The following is an 18,386-nucleotide window of genomic DNA, read 5'->3' as shown; positions in this document are numbered from 1 at the left end:
CACCAGTGCGTCGATCGGAAGGGCCCGGGATCGACAGACTCCGCGGATTTCTTCGGAGAATTTTTCCCGGGCCCTCCATCATGGGCCTGACCTGCTACGACAGCGATCCGCCGAACGACGCCCGCTCGATGGGCGCCCCGACCGCGCGGGGTCCGAAGGTGAAGGCCGCGTCCGTCACGATGCCCGTCGCACGCGCCCGCAGCGACCAGACCGCGCCTTCACCGCTGTTCCCGCCTTCGACCATGTTCTCGCGGGACGCCGCCGCCGCGAGGTCCGCCCAGCCGTTGCCGTCGATGTCGAGGACGCTGACCGCGTCACCGAAGTTGTCGCTGGCCTCCACGGCACCGGGGACGCCTTCGGTGTCCTGGGAGAAGCCCTGGGCGCCCGTGCCGGTCAGACCGGCGGGGCCGCCGTAGAGGACGTTGACCATGCCCGCCCCGTCCTTGTCGCCGAGCCTCTCGCCGGGCGCGCCCACGGCCACGTCGGCGTAGCCGTCGCCGTTGACGTCACCGGCGGACACCGCGTGGCCGAAGGCGTCCTCCTCCTCCTTGCCGCCGGGGACTCCCGCGGTGTCCTGGCTGTACGACTTCCAGGTCGACTCCGGCTTCAGACCGGAGGCCGAGCCGAGGGCCACGGTGACCGTGGAGTCGTTCGGCACGCCCCGGACGACGTCGTCGAAGCCGTCACCGTCGACATCGCCGAGGGCCACCTGGCCGCTGCCCTCGGGGGAGGCGGCGAAGGTGAAGGCGCCTCCGGAGGCACGGGCCAGGTACAGCTGGGAGCCGATGCCGCCGTCGCCGAGGTAGACGGTCAGCGCCAGGTCGTCGCGGCCGTCGCCGTTGACGTCCCCGGCGGCCGCGTACAGCACGTCGTAGGGCTTCACTGCGGTCGAGCCGAAGTCCTGGGTGGCGGCCGGCTTCCCGGCCCGGGAGATCGGGCCCCGCCACACGGTGGCCCGGGTGCCGAGCGGGTCGTCGCCCACGGCGCGGCCGCCGCGGAACAGCACCAGGTCCTGCTTGCCGTCGCCGTCGAAGTCGCCGGCCCGGGTGGTCGCGGCCGGCACGGGCACGCCGCCGGACAGACCGTTCTGGCCGCCCCAGACGACGACCGCGTCCCGGGTCGGGGATGCCTGCCCGATGATCAGGTCGGTGCGCCCGTCGCCGTCCAGGTCTCCCGTGGACAGCTGGAAGCCGAAGTTCTCGCCCGCGGCGGGATCGCCCGGGACACCGCTGGTGGAGCGGCTGATGGTGGTGCGGTGGTCCTTGGTCAGGCCCTGCGGGCCGCCGTACATGACGGTGACGTAGCCCGCCCCCTGCTTGCCGCCGACCGTGGCGGTCGGGGCGCCGACGGCGAGGTCCTTGTAGCCGTCGCCGTTGAAGTCGTCCTGGACGCTGTGCACGGACTCCGGTGCGGCCCCTGCGCTGCCCGCGAGGGCGGGGATCCCGCCGAGCGCGAGCACTCCGGCGATCAGCGGTACGGACCAGGCTTTGTGCGTACGCGAGTTGGACATCGGTGTTCCCCCTGGTTACTGCGGTGTGGTCACCGCAACAGACACCCCTGGACACTCGCTGGTTGCAGCAGTCGTCCGGTCTTTCGGTGAACACCCCGGCGAGAGCTCAGCGGAGCGACTCCCACAGCTCGCTCGCCGCGGGCTCCTTCGCCACCACCCGGTTGGGGTCCGAGGGCGCGGTCACGACCGGCATGGTCACCGTCCTCACCGCGTCGCTCGACAGGCCCTTCAGGCTCTCGCCGAGGCTCATCAGCTCGGTCAGGGAGTCGAGGCCGGTGTCGGTGGTGAGGCTGCCGGTGAGGGCGTCGGCGACGGAGTACAGCTTGGCCGGGTCGGTCAGGAGACCGGCCGAGGAGATCCGCTCCAGCAGGGCCTTCACCAGCTGCTGCTGAAGGCCGATGCGGCCCAGGTCGCTGCCGTCGCCTATGCCGTGCCGGGTGCGGGCGAGGGCGAGAGCCCGCTTGCCGTCCAGGTGGTGGGTGCCCGCCTTCAGGTGCAGGTGGCTGTCGTCGTCGTCGATGTCCTCGTCCGTGGTCACCGTGACCCCGCCGAGGGCGTCCACCAGCTTGGCGAAGCCCGAGAAGTCGATCTCGACGTAGTGGTCCATGCGGACGTCCGTGATCGACTCGACGGTCTTGACCGCGCACACCGGACCGCCCCACCGCGTAGGCGCTGTTGAACATCGCCCCGTACGAGACCGCCGTGGAGCCTCCGCTCTCCAGCGGGCAGGACGGGCGGGTGACGAGGGTGTCGCGCGGGATGCTGACGACGGTGGCCGCGGTGCGGCCGGCGTCGATGTGCACCACCATCGCGGTGTCGGACCGGGCCCCGGTGCTGCTGCCGCCCCCGAGTGCCTGGTTCTCCTCGCCGCTGCGCGAGTCGGAGCCCAGGACCAGGATGTTGACGGCCTCGGTGGGCAGCGGTGCCGCCGCGGAGGCCGACGGGGAGGGAGTCGCCCTGGCGGGGCGGTCGTCACCGAGCGCGCTGTTGATGTCGACGCTCTTGATGTTGCTGTTGAGGTGCCAGTACGCCCAGCCCGCCGCCGCGCATCCCGCGACCAGCGCCCCCGCGAGAGTGAGGCCGACGGCCCTGAGCACGCTGCGCCGCCGGCCCGTTCGTCTGCCCTCGTCGTCTCCGCTCACAGGCAGGAACGTAAGTCCGAATTATTACGAGGAACGCCTCCCGGACGGCTTTCTTCGGAAAATCTCAGACTTCTCATGCTGAGGTCACGACCGCGCGAGGACCTCCGAAAGTTTCGACCGGGCAACCGATTAACTTCGGAGGGGTGCGGGTGCACCTACCCAGCCGGTCATGGTCACCCACCCACCCTCAGGCGCCCCGTTCCAGCTCAGCGCAGCGCGCCGTGCTGCTGCGCACCACCAGGCTCGTCGCCAGCTCCACCCGGGTCGCCGCCGGGCTCCCGCCCTCCCGGCCCAGGTCGAGCACCAGCTTGGCGGCGGCCTCGGCCATCTCCGTCAGGGGCTGTCGTACGGTCGTCAGCGGCGGCCCCACCCAGGGCGCCACCGGAAGGTCGTCGAAGCCGACCACGCTGAGGTCCTCCGGGATGCGCAGCCCCAGCTCGCGGGCGGCCTCGTAGACGCCGAGCGCCTGGAGGTCGTTGCCCGCGAAGACGGCCGTGGGCCGGTCCGGGCGGCGCAGCAGCTCCAGTCCCTGGCGGTAGCCGGTCTCGTGGTGGAAGTCGCCGGCCACGATCAGCTCGGGGTCGACGGGCAGCCCCGCGGTCTCCAGGGCGGCCCGGTAGCCGTCGACCCGGGCACGGCTGCACATCATGCGGGAGGGTCCGCTGATCGCGCCGATCCTGCGGTGGCCCAGCTCGACCAGGTGCCGGGTCGCGGCGAGCCCGCCCTGCCAGTTGGTGGCGCCGATGGAGGGCACGTCGGCGCCCGGATCACCGGCGGGGTCCATCACGACGAACGGGATCGATCTGCTGGCCAGCAGCGCGCGCTGGGAGTCGTCGAGCCCGGACAGCACCAGCACCACCCCGTGGGGGCGGCGGGCGGCGACCTGGTCGGCCCAGGTGCGGCCGGGCGTGAGCCGTCCCGCGCTCTCGCTCAGCACCACGCTGAGCCCGGCGTCGCGGGCCACGTTCTCCACGCCCCGGATGACCTCCATCGCCCACGCGCTCTCCAGCTCGTGGAAGACCAGGTCGATCAGGGGCGAACGGCTCGCCTCGGCACGCCGGCGCCGGTAGCCGTGCGCGCGCAGCAGATCCTCGACGCGGGCGCGGGTCGCGGGCGCGACATCGGCCCTGCCGTTGAGGACCTTCGAAACTGTCGGCGCCGACACGCCGGCCTCACGGGCGATCTCGGCCAGGGTGGCCGTCTGCGGCGACCGTCCTGCCGTCGGGGAAGTCGTCCGGGTTTCAGCGGGCTCCGGGGGTGTCATGGCGGCGATCGTATCCCTGCGCGACCTCTTGACGAACCCTCCTGACGGCCCTAGGTTCCCAAAACATTCGGATTGGATATCGAAACATTCGCGAGGTTCGTCGACCGACAGTCGAGCCCGACAGGAGTTACATGACCACCGCGCCCTGGCGTGACCCCGCCCTGACCGCCTCCGACCGCGTCGACGACCTCCTCTCCCGGATGACCCTGGAGGAGAAGACCGCCCAGCTCTACGGCGTGTGGGTGGGCGCCAGCACCGACGGGGGCGGAGTCGCCCCCCTCCAGCGCGAGATGACCGCCGACTACGACTGGGACGAGCTGATCACCCGGGGCCTGGGCCAGCTCACCCGCCCGTTCGGCACCGCCCCCGTGGACCCGGCGCTGGGCGCGCAGGCACTGGCCCGCGCCCAGCGCCGTATCGCCGAGGCCGGCCGGTTCGGCATCCCGGCGCTGGCGCACGAGGAGTGCCTGGCCGGGTTCACCACCTGGCGGGCCACCGCCTACCCCGTCCCGCTCGCCTGGGGCGCGAGCTGGGACGCCGAGCTGGTCGAGGAGATGGCCGGCGCCATCGGCCGCGACCTGCGCGCGGTCGGCGTCCACCAGGGTCTGGCCCCCGTCCTGGACGTCGTCCGCGACCCGCGCTGGGGACGGGTCGAGGAGACGATCGGCGAGGACCCGTACCTGGTGGGCACGATCGGTGCCGCCTACGTCCGCGGTCTGGAGTCGGCCGGGATCGTCGCCACGCTCAAGCACTTCGCCGGGTACGCCTCCTCGGCCGGCGCCCGCAACCTCGCGCCCGTGCGGGCCGGCGTGCGCGAGTTCGCCGACATCACCCTGCCGCCCTTCGAGTTCGCCCTGCGCGAGGGCGGGGCCCGCTCGGTGATGGCCGCCTACACCGACACCGACGGCGTCCCGGCCTCCGCCGACCCCGGCCTGCTGACCGAACTGCTGCGCGAGCAGTGGGGGTTCACCGGCACGGTGGTCGCCGACTACTTCGGCGTCGGGTTCCTCCAGACCCAGCACCGGATCGCCGGCACCGAGGCGGGCGCGGCGCACGCGGCCCTCGCGGCGGGCCTCGACGTCGAACTGCCCACCCTCAAGTGCTACGGCACCCCCCTGATCGAGGCCGTGCGCGCGGGCGAGGTCCCCGAGTCGCTGATCGACCGGGCGGCCCGCCGGGTCCTGCTCCAGAAGTGCGAGCTGGGCCTCCTGGACGAGGACTGGGACCCGGAGCCCACCGGGCGGATCGACCTCGACTCGACGGCGAACCGCGCCCTGGCCCGGCGCCTCGCCGAGGAGTCCGTGGTCCTCCTCGACAACCCGGACGGCCTGCTGCCGCTGGCCCCGGACACCCGGATCGCGGTCGTCGGCCCGCGTGCCGCCGACGCCCTCGCCATGCTGGGCTGCTACTCCTTCCCCTCCCACGTCCTCACCCACCACCCCGACATCCCGATGGGCATCGAGATCCCCACGGTCCTTCAGGCGCTGCGCACCGAACTCCCCGACGCCAAGGTGACGTTCACCGAGGGCTGCGGGGTCGACGACCCGGACACGGCCGGCTTCGAGGAGGCGGTGGCCCGTACGGCCGAGGCGGACGTCTGCGTGGCGGTGCTCGGTGACCGGGCGGGCCTGTTCGGGCGGGGCACCTCGGGCGAGGGCTGCGATGTGACGGACCTTCGGCTGCCGGGAGTCCAGGCCGAGTTGCTGGACTCGCTGGTGGCGACCGGCGTCCCGGTCGTCCTGGTCCTCCTCACCGGCCGCCCCTACGCGCTGGGCCGCTGGGACGGCCGGCTCGGGGCGGTCGTCCAGGCCTTCTTCCCCGGGGAGGAGGGCGGTCCGGCGGTGGCGGGAGTGCTGTCGGGCCGGGTCGACCCCTCGGGCCGCCTCCCGGTGAGCGTGCCGCGGGTGCCCGGCGGCCAGCCCTGGACCTACCTCCAGCCGCCGCTCGGCCTCGCGGGCGAGGTCAGCAACCTGGACCCGACGCCGCTGTACGCCTTCGGGCACGGGCGCTCCTACACGGAGTTCGTGTGGGAGGACTTCACGGACGGGGCGCCGGCGGAGATCGGCACGGACGGCACGTACGACGTGTCGCTGACCGTGCGCAACGCGGGGGGCCGGGCGGGCGCCGAGGTCGTCCAGCTGTATCTGCACGACCCGGTGGCCTCGGTGACCCGCCCGGACGTCCGACTGATCGGCTACCAGCGGCTGGAGCTGGAGCCGGGCGCGTCCCGCCGGGTGACGTTCCGCTTCCACGCCGACCTGTCGGCCTTCACCGACCGCGAGGGCCGCCGGGTCGTCGAACCGGGCGATCTGGAGCTGCGGCTGTCGGCGTCGAGCGCGGAGGTCCGGCACACCGCGCGACTGCGTCTGACGGGCCCGGTACGGCAGTTGGGCCCGGACCGCCGCCTGCGCTGCGAGACGGAGGTGTCGCCCTGAGCCGGGAGCGGGCCGGGAGAGTCGCGGGGCCCGTCCGGACACCGGACTGAGCCCGGCGCACTCCTGGATCAGCCCACCGCACCGACTCCTCGAAGCCCTTGGTGAACACCGCCCCGGCATCGGGGAGTCCGGCGCGCAGCGCCCGAAGGCCGGGAGAATCGCCGCGCCCGTCCGGACACCGGACCGAGCCCGGCCCCTCCCGGCTCAGCCCACCCCACCGACTCCCCGAAGCCCTCGGCGAACACCGCCCCGGCATCGGGGAGTCCGGCACGCAACGCCCGAAGGCCGGGAGAATCACCGTGCCCACCCGAACACCGGACCGTTTCGGCTCAGCCCACCGCACCGACTCCTCGAAAGCCGGGAGAATCACCGCGCCCACCCGCACACCGCACCGAGCCGGCCCCCCGGCTCAGTCCGCCGCCACCGACTCGAAGCGCCACCGGTGCACCGCGCGGGCGACCAAGTCGCCGGCCGGTTCCGGGAGTTCGGGCAGGTCGGCGTCGTAGGCCGCGTCCCACCAGGTGATGACGAGGACGCGGTCCTGCGGCGCGCGGAGGGTCTCCCGGCGCAACGGCCGTACGGGAAGCTCCTGTCGGCGGGCCCAGGCGAGCAGCGCCTCGCCGCGGCCCGCGACCGCCCGGGCCTCCCACATCAGCGCGACCGTCACGAGTAGAGGTTCTCCTTGCTGACCTCGTGCACGTGGTCGTGGCCCGGCACGTGCGGGTCGGTCACCGGCAGGGAGGAGTCGGCGGAGAGGTCCCAGCTGGAGGCCGGGCGGTTGCGGGCCACCATCTCGGCGCCGAGGGCGGCGACCATCGCGCCGTTGTCGGTGCACAGCTTGGGGCGCGGGACCCGCAGGCGGATCCCGGCGGCCTCGCAGCGCTCCTGGGCCAGGGCCCGCAGCCGGGAGTTGGCGGCCACGCCGCCCCCGATCATCAGGTGGTCGACGCCCTCGTCCTTGCAGGCCCGCACGGCCTTGCGGGTCAGCACGTCCACCACCGCCTCCTGGAAGGAGGCCGCCACATCACGCACCGGCACCTCCTCGCCCGCGGCCCGCTTGGCCTCGATCCAGCGGGCGACGGCCGTCTTCAGGCCGGAGAAGGAGAAGTCGTACGCCGGGTCGCGCGGCCCGGTCAGTCCGCGCGGGAACGCGATCGCCGACGGGTCGCCCTCGCGCGCGTAGCGGTCGATGACCGGACCGCCCGGGAAGCCGAGGTTCAGCACGCGGGCGATCTTGTCGAAGGCCTCACCGGCCGCGTCGTCGATGGTCGCGCCCATCGGCCGGACGTCGGAGGTGATGTCGGACGACAGGAGCAGGGACGAGTGCCCGCCGGACACCAGCAGCGCCATCGTCGGCTCGGGCAGCGCCCCGTGCTCCAGCTGGTCGACGCAGATGTGGGAGGCGAGGTGGTTGACGCCGTAGAGGGGCTTGCCGAGGGCGTAGGCGTACGCCTTCGCCGCGGAGACCCCGACGAGGAGGGCACCGGCGAGTCCGGGACCGGCGGTGACGGCGATGCCGTCGAGGTCGCGGGCGCTCACCCCCGCCTCCTTCAGCGCACGGTCGATGGTGGGGACCATGGCCTCCAGGTGCGCCCGGCTCGCGACCTCCGGCACCACACCGCCGAACCGGGCGTGCTCGTCGACGCTGGAGGCGATCGCGTCGGCCAGCAGGGTGGTGCCCCGGACGATGCCGACGCCGGTCTCGTCACAGGAGGTCTCGATGCCCAGGACAAGCGGTTCGTCAGCCATTGATCTCGGTTCCTCGTACGGATGTTGAAGGGTCGGTCAGTCGCATGACCAGGGCGTCCACATTGCCCGGCTGGTAGTAGCCGCGCCGGAAGCCGATGGCCTCGAAGCCGAAGCGCTCGTAGAGCTTCTGGGCGCGGATGTTGTCGATCCGGCACTCCAGCATCACTTCGGCGCACTCGAAGGCGGTCGCGGCCCGCAGCAGCTCGGTCAGCAGCGTCGCCCCGAGTCCGGTGCCCCAGTGGTCGCGGGCGACGGCGATCGTCTGGACGTCGGCCCCCGCGGCGGAGTCGCTGTCGGATGCGGTACCGGCTGAGGCGAGCCCGGCGTACCCCACGATCCGCCGGCCCTCCTCGGCCACCACGTACCGCCGGGTGGCGTCGGGCCCCCGGGAGTGCGCGAGCTCGGACCAGAACATGCCCCGGGACCAGGCGTCCTCCGGGAAGAGGTCCTTCTCCAGCTCCAGGACGGGGTCGATGTCCCACCACCGCATCTCGCGCAGCACAGGAGTCTCGGGTGCGGTCACTTGGGGGTGACCACCTTGTAGTTCTTGGGGACCTGGGCGTCGGGCCGCCGCAGATACAGCGGGCGCGGAGCGGGCAGTTCCTCCCCGGCCGCGATCCGCTCGGCGGCGAGGGCGGCGAGCGCGGCGGCCGACACGTGCTCGGGCTCGCGGGCGTCGGGGAAGGTGTCCGGGTAGAGCAGCGCCCCGGCGCCGACCGCGGGCAGTCCCTGGACCCGCTCGGCGATGTCGGCGGGCCGGTCGACCGCGGGGTCGCTCACACGGGTGCGGGGGGCGGAGTAGGTGGCCCAGTAGACCTCCTTGCGCCGGGCGTCGGTCGCCACGACGAAGGGGCCCTCGATGCCGGACGCGTAGGCGAGTCCGTCCAGGGTGCACAGGCCGTGCACGGGGATGCCGAGCGCGAGCCCGAAGGTGTCGGCGGTCATGAGCCCGACGCGCAGCCCGGTGTAGGGCCCGGGTCCGATTCCCACGACGATCCCGGTGACCGCGTCCAGCTTCACCCCCGCGTCGGCGAGGACCCGGTCGACGGCCGGCAGCAACAGCTCCCCGTGCCGGCGCGCGTCCACCTGACGGAACGAGGCGACGACGTCCCGTCCGTCGTGCAGGGCGACGGTCACGGCGGGGGTGGCGGTATCCAGAGCGAGCAAGAGCACGCAAACAGCCTACGGCTCCGGGAGCACCTGGGTGGCCGCAGGCCGCCAGAGGCACCCGGGGGTGTATCTGCGGCACCCGGGTTTCCGCGGTTCGGGCGCGGCCGGGCGCGACGGCGCGGAACGTGCTCGGCGAGCTGCTACGGTCGCCACAAATCAGGACCAAGCACTCCAGAGGTGACCGGTGGCAACCAGCAACGCGGCGTTCGTGACCGCCCTCACCACGGCGGCCCTCGCGACGGTCGGCTTCCTCGCCTACCAGGCCGCCGCGACGGTCCCCGGCAGGGCCCACACCGGCAGCACCCCGGCGGCCGTCGCCTCGAAGGTCCCCCGCGATCAGCGGAACCCCGCCGCACTGCCGCCGGGCTCGGGCGCCGGCCGGCGTGTCGTGTACTCCCTGGACGACAACCGCGTCTGGCTGGTCGGCGCCGACGAGAGGGTCGCCCGTACCTTCGAGGTGGCCCCCGGCACCATCGACCCCGCCCCCGGCGTCTACGCGGTCACCTCCCGCTCCAACTCCGTGACCGGTACCGACGGCATCCCCATCGAGCACGTGGTCCGTTTCACCAGCGTCGACGGTGTGGCGATCGGCTTCAGCGCGGCCGTACGGGAGGCCGCAGCCGCCTCCGCGACCGCCGTGCCGACGGGCGGCATCCGGGAGTCACGCGAGGACGGCGAGGCGATGTGGGCCTTCGCGACGATCGGCGCGAGGGTCGCGGTGATCCACTGACCTCGCTCAGGCGGCCTGGGGGCGGTCGGCGCCGGCCGTCCGCGCCGTGCCCGGATCGGGCACCCGCGGTGGTGTGGAGACGGCCTCCGCCGCCGCGCAGGACGCGAGCAGATCGCGCATGGACACACCGCCGGCGAGCGCGTACGGCTGCGGCTGGGGCCGGTTCTCGGTGGCCGACATGGACGCCTCCTGGAGTTCGGGGGCGGCGTAGTTAGGTACACCTAACTACGAGCTGGGTACCATGTGACCACGCACCGGACATCCGATGCAATATCTTGCCGACATCTTGTCGACGGATTGTCGGAACGTGCACCGGAACGCGCGGTGGTCAGGCCGTGAGCACACCCAGGTCGGCCGACGCCCACCGCTCACCGACCGGGGTGAACGTCACGTGCCGCACCTCGTCGGCCGTGTCCCCGACCGCGCGGTGGATCCGCACCTGGAGCCGGTCGTCGGTCAGCTCCTCGACCTTGCCCTCGCCCCACTCCACGACGATCACCGACTCCGGCAGCGAGACGTCGAGGTCGAGGTCCTCCATCTCGTCGAGCCCGCCGCCCAGGCGGTACGCGTCCACGTGGACCAGCGGCGGTCCGTCCCCCAGGGACGGGTGCACCCGGGCGATCACGAAGGTCGGCGAGGTGACGGCCCCCCGCACCCCGAGCCCCTCACCGAGTCCGCGGGTCAGCGTCGTCTTGCCCGCGCCGAGCTCGCCGCTGAGCATCACGAGGTCCCCGGCGCGCAGCAGCTTGGCGAGCTTCAGGCCCAGCTCGCGCATCTGCTCGGGGGAGGTGACGGTCAGCTCGGTCTCAACCGGGTTGCGCGGTACTGCTTCCATAACCGCCAACGGTAGCCCCTGCGGGCACCGCACCCGCGCGGGTGAGGAGGTCGGCGAGGCGGTCGGTGACCACTTCCGGGTGTTCCAGCATGACCAGGTGCCCGGCGTCGGGGACGAGCACCAGTTCCGCCTCCGGCAGCAGGGAGGCGATGGCCTCGCTGTGCTCGCTGGGCGTGACCATGTCGCCGACCCCGGCGAGGACGAGCACCGGCTTGTCCGCGAAGTGGGCGAGGGCGGCGGTCTTGTCGTGGTTGTCGAACGCCGGGTAGTACTCGGCGACCACGTCGATGGGGGTGCCCTCGATCATCCGTTCGGCGAACCGGACGATGGCCGGGTCGACGTCCCGGGAGGCGAAGGAGTAGCGCTTGATGATCCCGGCGAACAGGTCGGCGGTGGCCCGGCGCCCCTTCTCCACCAGGTCGGCCCGCTGCCCCAGCGCCTTGAGGACGCCCGGCAGCACCCGCCGCACGGCGTTGACGCCGGCGACGGGCAACCCGAAGTTGACCTCGCCGAGCCGCCCGGACGACGTGCCGACCAGGGCCACCGCGACCACCCGGTCGCGGATCAGCTCGGGGTACTGGTCGGCCAGTGCCATGACGGTCATCCCGCCCATGGAGTGCCCGACGAGCACGATCGGCCCCTGCGGGACGGCCGCGTCGATGACGGCCTTCAGGTCCTGGCCGAGCTGGTCGATGTCGACCGGCACCCCGTCCTGCACCTGCCGCACCCCCCGCCCGGACCGGCCGTGGCTGCGCTGGTCCCAGTGCACGGTCCGTACGACGCCCCTGAGCGCCGCGCGCTGGAAGTGCCAGGAGTCCTGGCTGAGGCAGTAGCCGTGGCTGAAGACGACGGTGACCGGCGCGGGGGCCTTGCGCCCGAACAGCCTGCGGCGCCGCGGGGACAGCGCGGGACCCGCCTCCGGGTCGACGTCGTCGACCTCGTAGTACAGCTCGGTGCCGTCGTCGGCGTACGCCTTGCCGGGGGTGCCGCGCAGTGCGCCGTACGGGCCGGCCGCGTCGAGGGCGAGCCGCGCCTTCTGCCGCATGCCGCGCCCGACGGTGAGCCGCTCGATGGCCACGCCCGCCGCGGCCCCAGCGGCGACCACGCCTATCGCGGCCCCCGCGAGGCCGGTCGCCCGGCGCCAGCCGGCGCCCGCCCCCGCCGCGGAGGCGAGGGCCACCGAGGCGGCGGCGTCGACGACGGCCTCCGCACTGCTCTCGCTCACGTACCGCTCCTGTTCGCTGGGTCGGGTGAAACCGGTGTCGCGCGACGCGCTGTTCCGACGCGCAATGTGCGGTTACCCCGCTTGTTCCTCATTCACATGGACGCGGGGAACGCGCGTTCCGATGCGGGTCACGATTTCGTAAGCGATCGTGCCCGCGGCCTGCGCCCAGTCCTCCGCGGTGGGCTCGCCCCCGTCACCGGGGCCGAAGAGCACGACCCGGGTGCCGACGGGGGGCTCGTCGCCGCCGAGGTCCACCACGAACTGGTCCATGGCGACCCGCCCGGCGACCGTGCGCCACTTGCCGTCGACCAGCACCGGTCCGGCGCCGGAGGCGTGCCGCGGGACGCCGTCCGCGTAGCCGACGGGCACCAGGCCGAGGGTCGTCTCGCCGGGGGTGACGTAGTGGTGGCCGTAGCTGACGCCGTGGCCGCCGGGCACGCGCTTGACGAGCGCGAGCGACGCCGACAGCGTCATCACCGGGCGCAGGCCGAAGTCGGCGGGGACGCCCAGCTCGGGGCTGGGCGAGATGCCGTACACCGCGATGCCGGTCCGGACGAGGTCGAAGTGGCTCTCCGGGAGAGTGAGCGTGGCGGGCGAGTTGGCGATGTGCCGCACCTCGGGGCGCACGCCCTGACCCTCGGCGTACGCCAGCATCTCCCGGAAGAGGGCGAGCTGGGCGGCGATGGAGGGGTGCCCCGGCTCGTCGGCGCAGGCGAAGTGCGACCAGAGGCCGGTGACCGTCAGGAGTCCTTCGGACTGGGCGCGCAGGGCCTCGGCGACCAGCTCTGCCCAGTCCCCGCCCGGCTGGCAGCCGCCCCGTCCGAGTCCGGTGTCGGCCTTGAGCTGCACGCGCGCGGGGACGCCGGCCTCGCGGGCGGCCGCGACGAGCTCGCGCAGCGCCCACATCCCGCTGACGGACACGTCGAGGTCGGCCTCGATGGCCTCCCGCCAGGGGCCGCCGGGCGTCCACAGCCAGCACATGATCCGCCCCGGCAGCCCGGCCTTGCGCAGCGCCAGAGCCTCCTCCGGCGTGGCGGTGCCGAGCCAGCGCGCGCCCGCCTCGACCGCGGCGCGGGCACAGGGCACCGCGCCGTGGCCGTACGCGTCGGACTTGACCACGGCCATGACGGCGGCTCCCGACGCGCGGGCGCGCAGGGTCCGCACGTTGGCACGCAGCGCGGCCAGGTCGATCTCGGCGCGGGCGCGCAGCGGTGCGGTCGGGGCAGTTGCTGTCTCGTTCATGGCGCCCCCAGTGTCTCAGAGGCGACCGACACCGCCGATGAGCGCGTCCCTGGACGCACCCGCACGCGCGTGCCGCGAGGCGGGTGTCACAGGATCAGACCGTGCCGGGCCAGGTACTTCACCGGGTCGATGTCGGAGCCGTACGGGCGCCGGGCACGCACCTCGAAGTGCAGGTGCGGGCCGGTGGCGCGGCCGGTGGCGCCGCTGCTCCCGATCCGGGTGCCGGCCTTGACCTTGGCGCCGCGCGCGACCGAGATGCGCGACAGGTGGGCGTAGACGACGTAGCGGGAATCGCTCAGCTTGATGGTCACGGCCTTTCCGTACGACCCCGACCAGCTGGCCAGGACGACGACGCCGCTGCCCACCGCGTACACCGGGGTTCCCTTCGGCACCGCGAGATCCACTCCGGTGTGGTAACCGGCCAGCCAGTTTCCCCGCACTCCGTAGCGCATGGTCACCCTGGCCCGTTTCCGGATGGGGCGAGTCCACTTGGCCGGTGCGAGGGAACGGTCGCTGACCTCGACGTCCTCGACGGCCGCCAGCAGCTCCTCGAACTCCTCGTCGTAGTCGCTGCCGCAGTTGCCGCCGGGCTCTTCCTCTAATGGTTCCGGGTTGTCCCCGCGGAAACCGAGAACGGGACTCCCCAGAACGACTGCCGCTCCTCCCAGCAGTTCACGCCGGGTGGTGCCGCGTATATTTGGCTCATCCATGCGGCCAGCGAAACATCGCTCTTTCGGCTCCGCATATTCGACCGACGGGTATTGGTCCCATCAGGTACTAGTTCGCGCCCGTGCACCCGTCTGCCGGTGCGGTCAGGCATCCGTGACGTCCCGCCAGGCCGCCGGGACCGCCTCGGCCACGTCGTGGGCTCCCACCGGCGCCCCGTCCGCCGCGAACCGGCCGGCGAGGCCGTGCAGGTACGCGGCCGCGCTGCCGGCGTCCAGGGCGCTGAGCCCGGACGCGAGGAGGGACCCCGCGAGGCCGGACAGGACGTCCCCGCTGCCCGCGGTGGCCAGCCATGCCGTGCCGGTCGGGTTCACGCGTACGGCCCCGCCGCCCGCGTCGGCGACCAGCGTGGTCGAGCCCTTGAGCAGCACGGTCGCGCCGTAGCGCCCGGCGAGTTCCCGCGCCGAGGCCAGCCGGGCTCCCTCGACCTCCTCGCGCGGCACCCCGAGGAGCGCGGCGGCCTCCCCGGCGTGCGGGGTCATGAGGGTCGGCGCGGTACGCGCGCGTACGGCGTCCCGGTCGGCGAGCCGCAGCCCGTCCGCGTCGATGAGCACCGGCACGTCCGAGGCCAGCACCTCGCCCACGGCCGAGGCGTCGTCCCCGGCTCCCGGTCCGGCGACCCACGCCTGCACCCGTCCGGCCTTCTTCGGCCCCCGGTCGGAGACGAGCGTCTCGGGGAAGCGGGCGATCACGGCGTCCGCGGCGGGCCCGACGTACCGTACGGCCCCGGCGCCGCCCCGCAGCGCCCCGTACACGGCGAGCACGGCGGCGCCCGGGTACCGCGCGGAGCCGGCGGCGATCCCGACGACTCCTCGCCGGTACTTGTCGCTCTCCCCGGTCGGCACGGGCAACAGCCGCCGTACGTCTGCGTGTTGCAGCGCCTCCAGTTCGGCCGCGTCGGGCAGGACGGCCCCCAGCCCGATGTCGACGAGCCGCACCGACCCGGCGTACTCCCGCGCGGGATCGATCAGCAGCCCCGGCTTGTGCGTCCCGAACGTGACGGTCAGGTCGGCCCGTACGGCCGCTCCCCGCACCTCCCCCGTGTCGGCGTCGACGCCGCTCGGCAGGTCGACGGCGACGACGGCGGCCCGGGACCTGTCGGCCACCTCGGCCAGCCGGGCGGCGTCGGGCCGCAGGCCGCCCTTGCCGCCGATCCCCACGATCCCGTCGAGCAGCAGATCGGCCCCCTCGATCAGCCGCTCGGCACCCTCGACTCCCACGGCCCGCCCCCCGGCCCGCCGCAGCGCGGCCAGCCCCGCGGAGTGGGCGCGTCCGGGCGCGAGCAGTACGGCGGCCACTCCGGCGCCCCGCCGCGCCAGGCGCGCGCCCGCGTACAGGGCGTCCCCGCCGTTGTCGCCGCTTCCGACGAGCAGCACGACCCTGCGGCCGTACACCCGCCCCAGCAGGTCGGCACAGGCCGCGGCCAGCCCGGCCGCCGCCCGCTGCATCAGCGCGCCGTCCGGAAGCCGTGCCATCAACTCCCGCTCGGCGGCCCTGACCGTCTCCACGTTGTACGCAGTACGCATGGGATCGAGTCTCCCCCGTCGCGAGCGGAGATGAACAAGACAGGCCCTGCGCGCCGAGGGCTCAGGAACGATCAGTTCCGGACGACAACGATGACGTGACGGACACCTGAAAGCGCGTTCTCTACGGGATCAGGCGGAATAACACAGTCCGATGCGATCACTTCCGGCCAGATTCACTCCTGTTCCTCACTCGACACGTAAGCGCTCACCAGGCACCATCACGTACTTGTGGGCATATGCCCGGACCTGGGGCCGTCTCAGACGTCACGCCCGCCCCGGCCCACCCCTGTGCGGAACGCCCCCCAAACCGCACACTGAGGGCGTTTCGGCGAGCTCAGCCGCATCCGCGGCGGTCGCCCATTCCGTGGAGGAACATTCCGCGATGACCGATCCGGACAGACCCGCCGGACACTTCGCCCTGGCCGTCCGCTGGGCCGGACGCCTGCTGTGCTGGAGTCTTGCCGCCGCCTGGAGCGCGGCCTCGGTCGACCTCACCGTGTCGCCGCAGGCGGGTTGGTGGGACACCCTCTGGCCACTGCCCTGGTTCCTCACCTGCGCGTGTGCCGTCGCCTGGGCCGCACTGCGCGCTCGCGAGAAGGCGAGAGGCGGCGGCCACGACCCGCAGACCGAGATGGACGTCCGCGCGGATTGGGACCAGGCAGCCTGAGAGTCGGGACGGCGGTGCCGGAGGTTCCGGAGGTTGCCGGAGGTCACCCCTCCGCGATCACCACGGCCGAGGCGACCCCGGCGTCATGACTGAGCGACACGTGCCACGACCGCACCCCGAGCGCGGCCGCCCGTGCGGCGACGGTCCCGGTCACCCGCAGCCGGGGCTGCCCGCTGTCCTCCACGTACACCTCGGCATCGGTCCAGTGCAGCCCGGCCGGCGCCCCGAGCGCCTTGGCCAGGGCCTCCTTCGCGGCGAACCGGGCGGCCAGCGAGGCGACTCCGCGCCGCTCCCCGCTCGGCAGCATCAGCTCACTGTCCAGGAACAGCCGCCGGGCCATCCCCGGCGTACGCTCCAGCGACGCCGCGAACCGCTCGATCTCGGCGACGTCGATACCGACCCCGATGATGCTCATCCGGGCACTTTACGATCTCCCGTGGTTCCCGAGGGGAAGGTGGAGACCCGTTCCGCCCACCGACCGGTCAGCCCGCCGCCAGCTCGCACCACACGTACTTCCCCCGGTTGCCTTGTCTGGCCAACGGCTGCCACCCCCACAGGTCGGCACACGCCTTCACCAACGCCAGCCCCCTCCCCTCCTCCGCCTCTCGCAACAGGTCCACATCACCCGGCGGCTCGGGCGGTTCGGGGTCCGCGTCCCACGCGCCGATCCGCAGCACCCCGGCCGACCAGCGCACCCGCAGCGCGGCCGGCCCCTTCGTATGCCGTACGGCGTTCGAGACCAACTCCGCGGCGAGGAGCTCCGCGGTGTCCGTCAGACGGATCAGACCGTGCAGGGTGAGGATCAGGCGCAGGGTGCGGCGGGCGACGGTGACGGCTCGGAGGTCGTTCGGGATGTACAGGGTGTACTCCCAGGGATCGTTTTCGGGCATGCGGCAACTCCGTTTCGTCGGGCGGGGGTTTGTTGCGGTGGCAGTGCCGCCGAGGCCGTCCCACAGGACGGGGCGGTGCGCTTCCGCAACGTGTTCGCTACGTCACAGAAGGTAGGGCTTTCATGTAATACATAGCAAGCGGATCGCGTAATCTGCCCTCGAACGAGCCACGTCTGCGGGCATGTTGAACCGAGGAGCAATCGATGGTCCTGAGGCGCGAACCGACTGCGCGTCAAATGCGCCTGGGAGTGGAGCTGCGAAGGCTCCGCGAGGGTGCCGGGCTCACCACCATCGAGGCCGCGGCGCTGCTCGGGGCGAATCGCGTCCAGATCACCCAGATCGAATCCGGACTCGCAGGGGTGAGCGACGAGCGTCTGCGTCGCCTCGCATCGCACTACGACTGCACGGACCAGGAGTTCATCGACGCCTTGGTGGCGATGGCCACCGACCGGACACGCGGCTGGTGGGAGGAGTACCGGGGCCGGCTGCCCACCTCGTTCCTGGACCTCGCCGAGCTGGAGCACCACGCCGCCTTCCTGCACGAGGTGGCGATCCTGTACGTACCGGGACTGCTTCAGACGGAGGATTACGCCCGTGCCGTCTTCTCCGCCAGGGTTCCCGAACTCACCCAGGACGAGCTCGCGTTGCGTGTCCAGCACCGCATGAGGCGCCAGCAGATCACCCTCGCGTACACCTCGGTGATCCACGAGTCGGCCCTGCGGATCAGGGTCAGTGACCGTGCCGCCTCCAGGGCCCAGCTCCTCCGGCTCCTCGAACTCTCCGAGGCGGACGACATCACCGTTCGCGTCATCCCCTTCGACCTGGACGACTTCGCCTCAGCCGCGAGCACCATGTCGTACGCCGGCGGCCCCCTCCCCAAACTGGACACGGTGGTGCGTGACGTGCCCCATGGCCCCGCCTTCATCGACTCCGAGGCTCAACTCGCCGCCTTTCGAACGCGCTTCCGTAAAGTGGAAGCCGTATCACTCGACCCCGGACGGTCGCGCGACTTCATCAAGCGGCTGGCGAAAGAGCTGTGAGGCCCATGGAGAACTGGCGGAAGTCGACCTACTCGGGACCGGACGACGGCAACAACTGCGTCGAGATCGCCACCCACCCCACCCACATATCCATCCGCGACTCCAAGGCCCCGGCCGGCGCCACCCTCACCCTCCCGACCGAAGCCTTCGTCACCTTCCTCAACGAACTGAAGGAGCCTCACTCCACCGTGACCGACTTCGCCAGGTTCCTCGGCTGATCCACCTCGTTGCCCCG

Annotated in this window: 19 protein-coding genes and 1 pseudogene; 5 read left to right on the top strand and 15 right to left on the bottom strand. The window is 72.8% G+C overall.

Annotated elements, in window-relative coordinates; translation table 11 throughout:
* Positions 1-94 precede the first annotated feature (94 nt).
* From M2163_RS29770 to M2163_RS29760, 3 genes and pseudogenes are all read right to left on the bottom strand, one after another.
* Positions 95-1,510, bottom strand: a complete 1,416-nt coding sequence (locus M2163_RS29770) for an FG-GAP-like repeat-containing protein (protein ID WP_280895510.1) — start codon at positions 1,508-1,510, stop codon at positions 95-97.
* A gap of 106 nt (positions 1,511-1,616) precedes the next feature.
* A pseudogene (locus M2163_RS29765) lies at positions 1,617-2,607 on the bottom strand (LCP family protein).
* 232 nt (positions 2,608-2,839) lie between these two features.
* Positions 2,840-3,916, bottom strand: a complete 1,077-nt coding sequence (locus tag M2163_RS29760) for a LacI family DNA-binding transcriptional regulator (protein ID WP_280895509.1) — start codon at positions 3,914-3,916, stop codon at positions 2,840-2,842.
* Between the two features lie 131 nt (positions 3,917-4,047).
* Between M2163_RS29760 and M2163_RS29755 the strand changes: the two genes are divergently transcribed.
* Positions 4,048-6,351 (top strand): glycoside hydrolase family 3 N-terminal domain-containing protein, encoded by a 2,304-nt coding sequence (locus M2163_RS29755; RefSeq protein WP_280895508.1) that lies wholly within the window; start codon positions 4,048-4,050, stop codon positions 6,349-6,351.
* Positions 6,352-6,760: 409 nt separating this feature from the next.
* Here M2163_RS29755 and M2163_RS29750 read toward each other — a convergent pair whose 3' ends face one another.
* From M2163_RS29750 to tsaB, 4 genes are read right to left on the bottom strand one after another with little or no spacing between them, the layout of a single operon-like run.
* Complete coding sequence (locus M2163_RS29750; RefSeq protein ID WP_280895507.1) at positions 6,761-7,018, bottom strand: hypothetical protein; 258 nt, start codon at positions 7,016-7,018, stop codon at positions 6,761-6,763.
* The gene (tsaD, locus tag M2163_RS29745) at positions 7,015-8,100 is read right to left on the bottom strand and encodes a tRNA (adenosine(37)-N6)-threonylcarbamoyltransferase complex transferase subunit TsaD (protein WP_280849820.1); all 1,086 of its coding nucleotides are present in this window, start codon (positions 8,098-8,100) and stop codon (positions 7,015-7,017) included. The genes M2163_RS29750 and tsaD overlap by 4 nt, the downstream gene beginning before the upstream one ends.
* On the bottom strand, positions 8,093-8,623 hold the full coding sequence (gene rimI, locus M2163_RS29740; protein WP_280849821.1) for a ribosomal protein S18-alanine N-acetyltransferase: 531 nt from the start codon (positions 8,621-8,623) through the stop codon (positions 8,093-8,095). Before rimI ends, tsaD begins: the two co-directional genes overlap by 8 nt.
* Positions 8,620-9,273, bottom strand: a complete 654-nt coding sequence (gene tsaB / locus M2163_RS29735) for a tRNA (adenosine(37)-N6)-threonylcarbamoyltransferase complex dimerization subunit type 1 TsaB (protein WP_280895506.1) — start codon at positions 9,271-9,273, stop codon at positions 8,620-8,622. Before tsaB ends, rimI begins: the two co-directional genes overlap by 4 nt.
* 181 nt (positions 9,274-9,454) lie before the next feature.
* On the opposite strand from tsaB, the gene M2163_RS29730 reads away from it, so the two are divergent.
* Positions 9,455-10,000 carry a hypothetical protein gene (locus tag M2163_RS29730; protein WP_280849823.1) on the top strand — a complete coding sequence of 182 codons (546 nt, stop codon included), beginning with the start codon at positions 9,455-9,457 and terminating at the stop codon, positions 9,998-10,000.
* A gap of 6 nt (positions 10,001-10,006) precedes the next feature.
* Here the strand turns inward: M2163_RS29730 and M2163_RS29725 are convergent, their stop codons facing one another.
* From M2163_RS29725 to M2163_RS29700, 6 genes are all read right to left on the bottom strand, one after another.
* Positions 10,007-10,180, bottom strand: a complete 174-nt coding sequence (locus M2163_RS29725) for a hypothetical protein (RefSeq protein WP_280849824.1) — start codon at positions 10,178-10,180, stop codon at positions 10,007-10,009.
* Between the two features lie 148 nt (positions 10,181-10,328).
* On the bottom strand, positions 10,329-10,835 hold the full coding sequence (gene tsaE / locus M2163_RS29720; RefSeq protein WP_280849825.1) for a tRNA (adenosine(37)-N6)-threonylcarbamoyltransferase complex ATPase subunit type 1 TsaE: 507 nt from the start codon (positions 10,833-10,835) through the stop codon (positions 10,329-10,331).
* The gene (locus M2163_RS29715) at positions 10,807-12,060 is read right to left on the bottom strand and encodes an alpha/beta hydrolase (RefSeq protein ID WP_280849827.1); all 1,254 of its coding nucleotides are present in this window, start codon (positions 12,058-12,060) and stop codon (positions 10,807-10,809) included. Before M2163_RS29715 ends, tsaE begins: the two co-directional genes overlap by 29 nt.
* Positions 12,061-12,132: 72 nt before the next feature.
* A complete protein-coding gene (gene alr / locus M2163_RS29710; RefSeq protein ID WP_280849828.1) occupies positions 12,133-13,302 on the bottom strand; it encodes an alanine racemase in 1,170 nt (389 codons plus the stop codon).
* Between the two features lie 86 nt (positions 13,303-13,388).
* Positions 13,389-14,012 (bottom strand): M23 family metallopeptidase, encoded by a 624-nt coding sequence (locus M2163_RS29705; RefSeq protein ID WP_280895505.1) that lies wholly within the window; start codon positions 14,010-14,012, stop codon positions 13,389-13,391.
* A gap of 102 nt (positions 14,013-14,114) precedes the next feature.
* A complete protein-coding gene (locus M2163_RS29700) occupies positions 14,115-15,554 on the bottom strand; it encodes an NAD(P)H-hydrate dehydratase (RefSeq protein ID WP_280895504.1) in 1,440 nt (479 codons plus the stop codon).
* Between the two features lie 382 nt (positions 15,555-15,936).
* Here M2163_RS29700 and M2163_RS29695 point away from each other — a divergent pair, with 382 nt between their 5' ends.
* Entirely contained in the window at positions 15,937-16,221 is a 285-nt protein-coding gene (locus tag M2163_RS29695) for a hypothetical protein (RefSeq protein ID WP_280895503.1), read from the top strand.
* 43 nt (positions 16,222-16,264) lie between these two features.
* Here the strand turns inward: M2163_RS29695 and M2163_RS29690 are convergent, their stop codons facing one another.
* Complete coding sequence (locus M2163_RS29690) at positions 16,265-16,636, bottom strand: holo-ACP synthase (RefSeq protein WP_280849832.1); 372 nt, start codon at positions 16,634-16,636, stop codon at positions 16,265-16,267.
* A 67-nt stretch (positions 16,637-16,703) separates the two neighbouring features.
* Entirely contained in the window at positions 16,704-17,111 is a 408-nt protein-coding gene (locus M2163_RS29685) for an ATP-binding protein (RefSeq protein WP_280849833.1), read from the bottom strand.
* Between the two features lie 203 nt (positions 17,112-17,314).
* Between M2163_RS29685 and M2163_RS29680 the strand changes: the two genes are divergently transcribed.
* Together M2163_RS29680 and M2163_RS29675 are read left to right on the top strand one after the other, a co-directional pair.
* Positions 17,315-18,151: a helix-turn-helix transcriptional regulator gene (locus tag M2163_RS29680; protein ID WP_280849834.1), complete on the top strand. Its 837-nt coding sequence runs from the start codon at positions 17,315-17,317 to the stop codon at positions 18,149-18,151.
* Positions 18,148-18,369 carry a DUF397 domain-containing protein gene (locus tag M2163_RS29675; RefSeq protein ID WP_280895502.1) on the top strand — a complete coding sequence of 74 codons (222 nt, stop codon included), beginning with the start codon at positions 18,148-18,150 and terminating at the stop codon, positions 18,367-18,369. Before M2163_RS29680 ends, M2163_RS29675 begins: the two co-directional genes overlap by 4 nt.
* Positions 18,370-18,386: the final 17 nt, after the last annotated feature.

The sequence above is a fragment of the Streptomyces sp. SAI-135 genome (assembly GCF_029893805.1).
In the GTDB taxonomy this organism is placed as follows: Bacteria; Actinomycetota; Actinomycetes; order Streptomycetales; family Streptomycetaceae; genus Streptomyces.
The sequence above is the reverse complement of the archived record's forward strand: the minus strand, read 5'-3'. Positions and strand labels throughout refer to the sequence as shown.

Excerpts from the sequence above, each read along its gene's own strand:
- M2163_RS29770 (WP_280895510.1), bottom strand. The coding sequence starts at position 1,510 with ATGTCCAACTCGCGTACGCACAAAGCCTGGTCCGTACCGCTGATCGCC.
- M2163_RS29760 (WP_280895509.1), bottom strand. The coding sequence starts at position 3,916 with ATGACACCCCCGGAGCCCGCTGAAACCCGGACGACTTCCCCGACGGCA.
- M2163_RS29755 (WP_280895508.1), top strand. The coding sequence starts at position 4,048 with ATGACCACCGCGCCCTGGCGTGACCCCGCCCTGACCGCCTCCGACCGC.
- tsaD (WP_280849820.1), bottom strand. The coding sequence starts at position 8,100 with ATGGCTGACGAACCGCTTGTCCTGGGCATCGAGACCTCCTGTGACGAG.
- M2163_RS29725 (WP_280849824.1), bottom strand. The coding sequence starts at position 10,180 with ATGTCGGCCACCGAGAACCGGCCCCAGCCGCAGCCGTACGCGCTCGCC.
- tsaE (WP_280849825.1), bottom strand. The coding sequence starts at position 10,835 with ATGGAAGCAGTACCGCGCAACCCGGTTGAGACCGAGCTGACCGTCACC.
- alr (WP_280849828.1), bottom strand. The coding sequence starts at position 13,302 with ATGAACGAGACAGCAACTGCCCCGACCGCACCGCTGCGCGCCCGCGCC.
- M2163_RS29705 (WP_280895505.1), bottom strand. The coding sequence starts at position 14,012 with ATGGATGAGCCAAATATACGCGGCACCACCCGGCGTGAACTGCTGGGA.
- M2163_RS29700 (WP_280895504.1), bottom strand. The coding sequence starts at position 15,554 with ATGCGTACTGCGTACAACGTGGAGACGGTCAGGGCCGCCGAGCGGGAG.
- M2163_RS29695 (WP_280895503.1), top strand. The coding sequence starts at position 15,937 with ATGACCGATCCGGACAGACCCGCCGGACACTTCGCCCTGGCCGTCCGC.
- M2163_RS29690 (WP_280849832.1), bottom strand. The coding sequence starts at position 16,636 with ATGAGCATCATCGGGGTCGGTATCGACGTCGCCGAGATCGAGCGGTTC.
- M2163_RS29685 (WP_280849833.1), bottom strand. The coding sequence starts at position 17,111 with ATGCCCGAAAACGATCCCTGGGAGTACACCCTGTACATCCCGAACGAC.
- M2163_RS29680 (WP_280849834.1), top strand. The coding sequence starts at position 17,315 with ATGGTCCTGAGGCGCGAACCGACTGCGCGTCAAATGCGCCTGGGAGTG.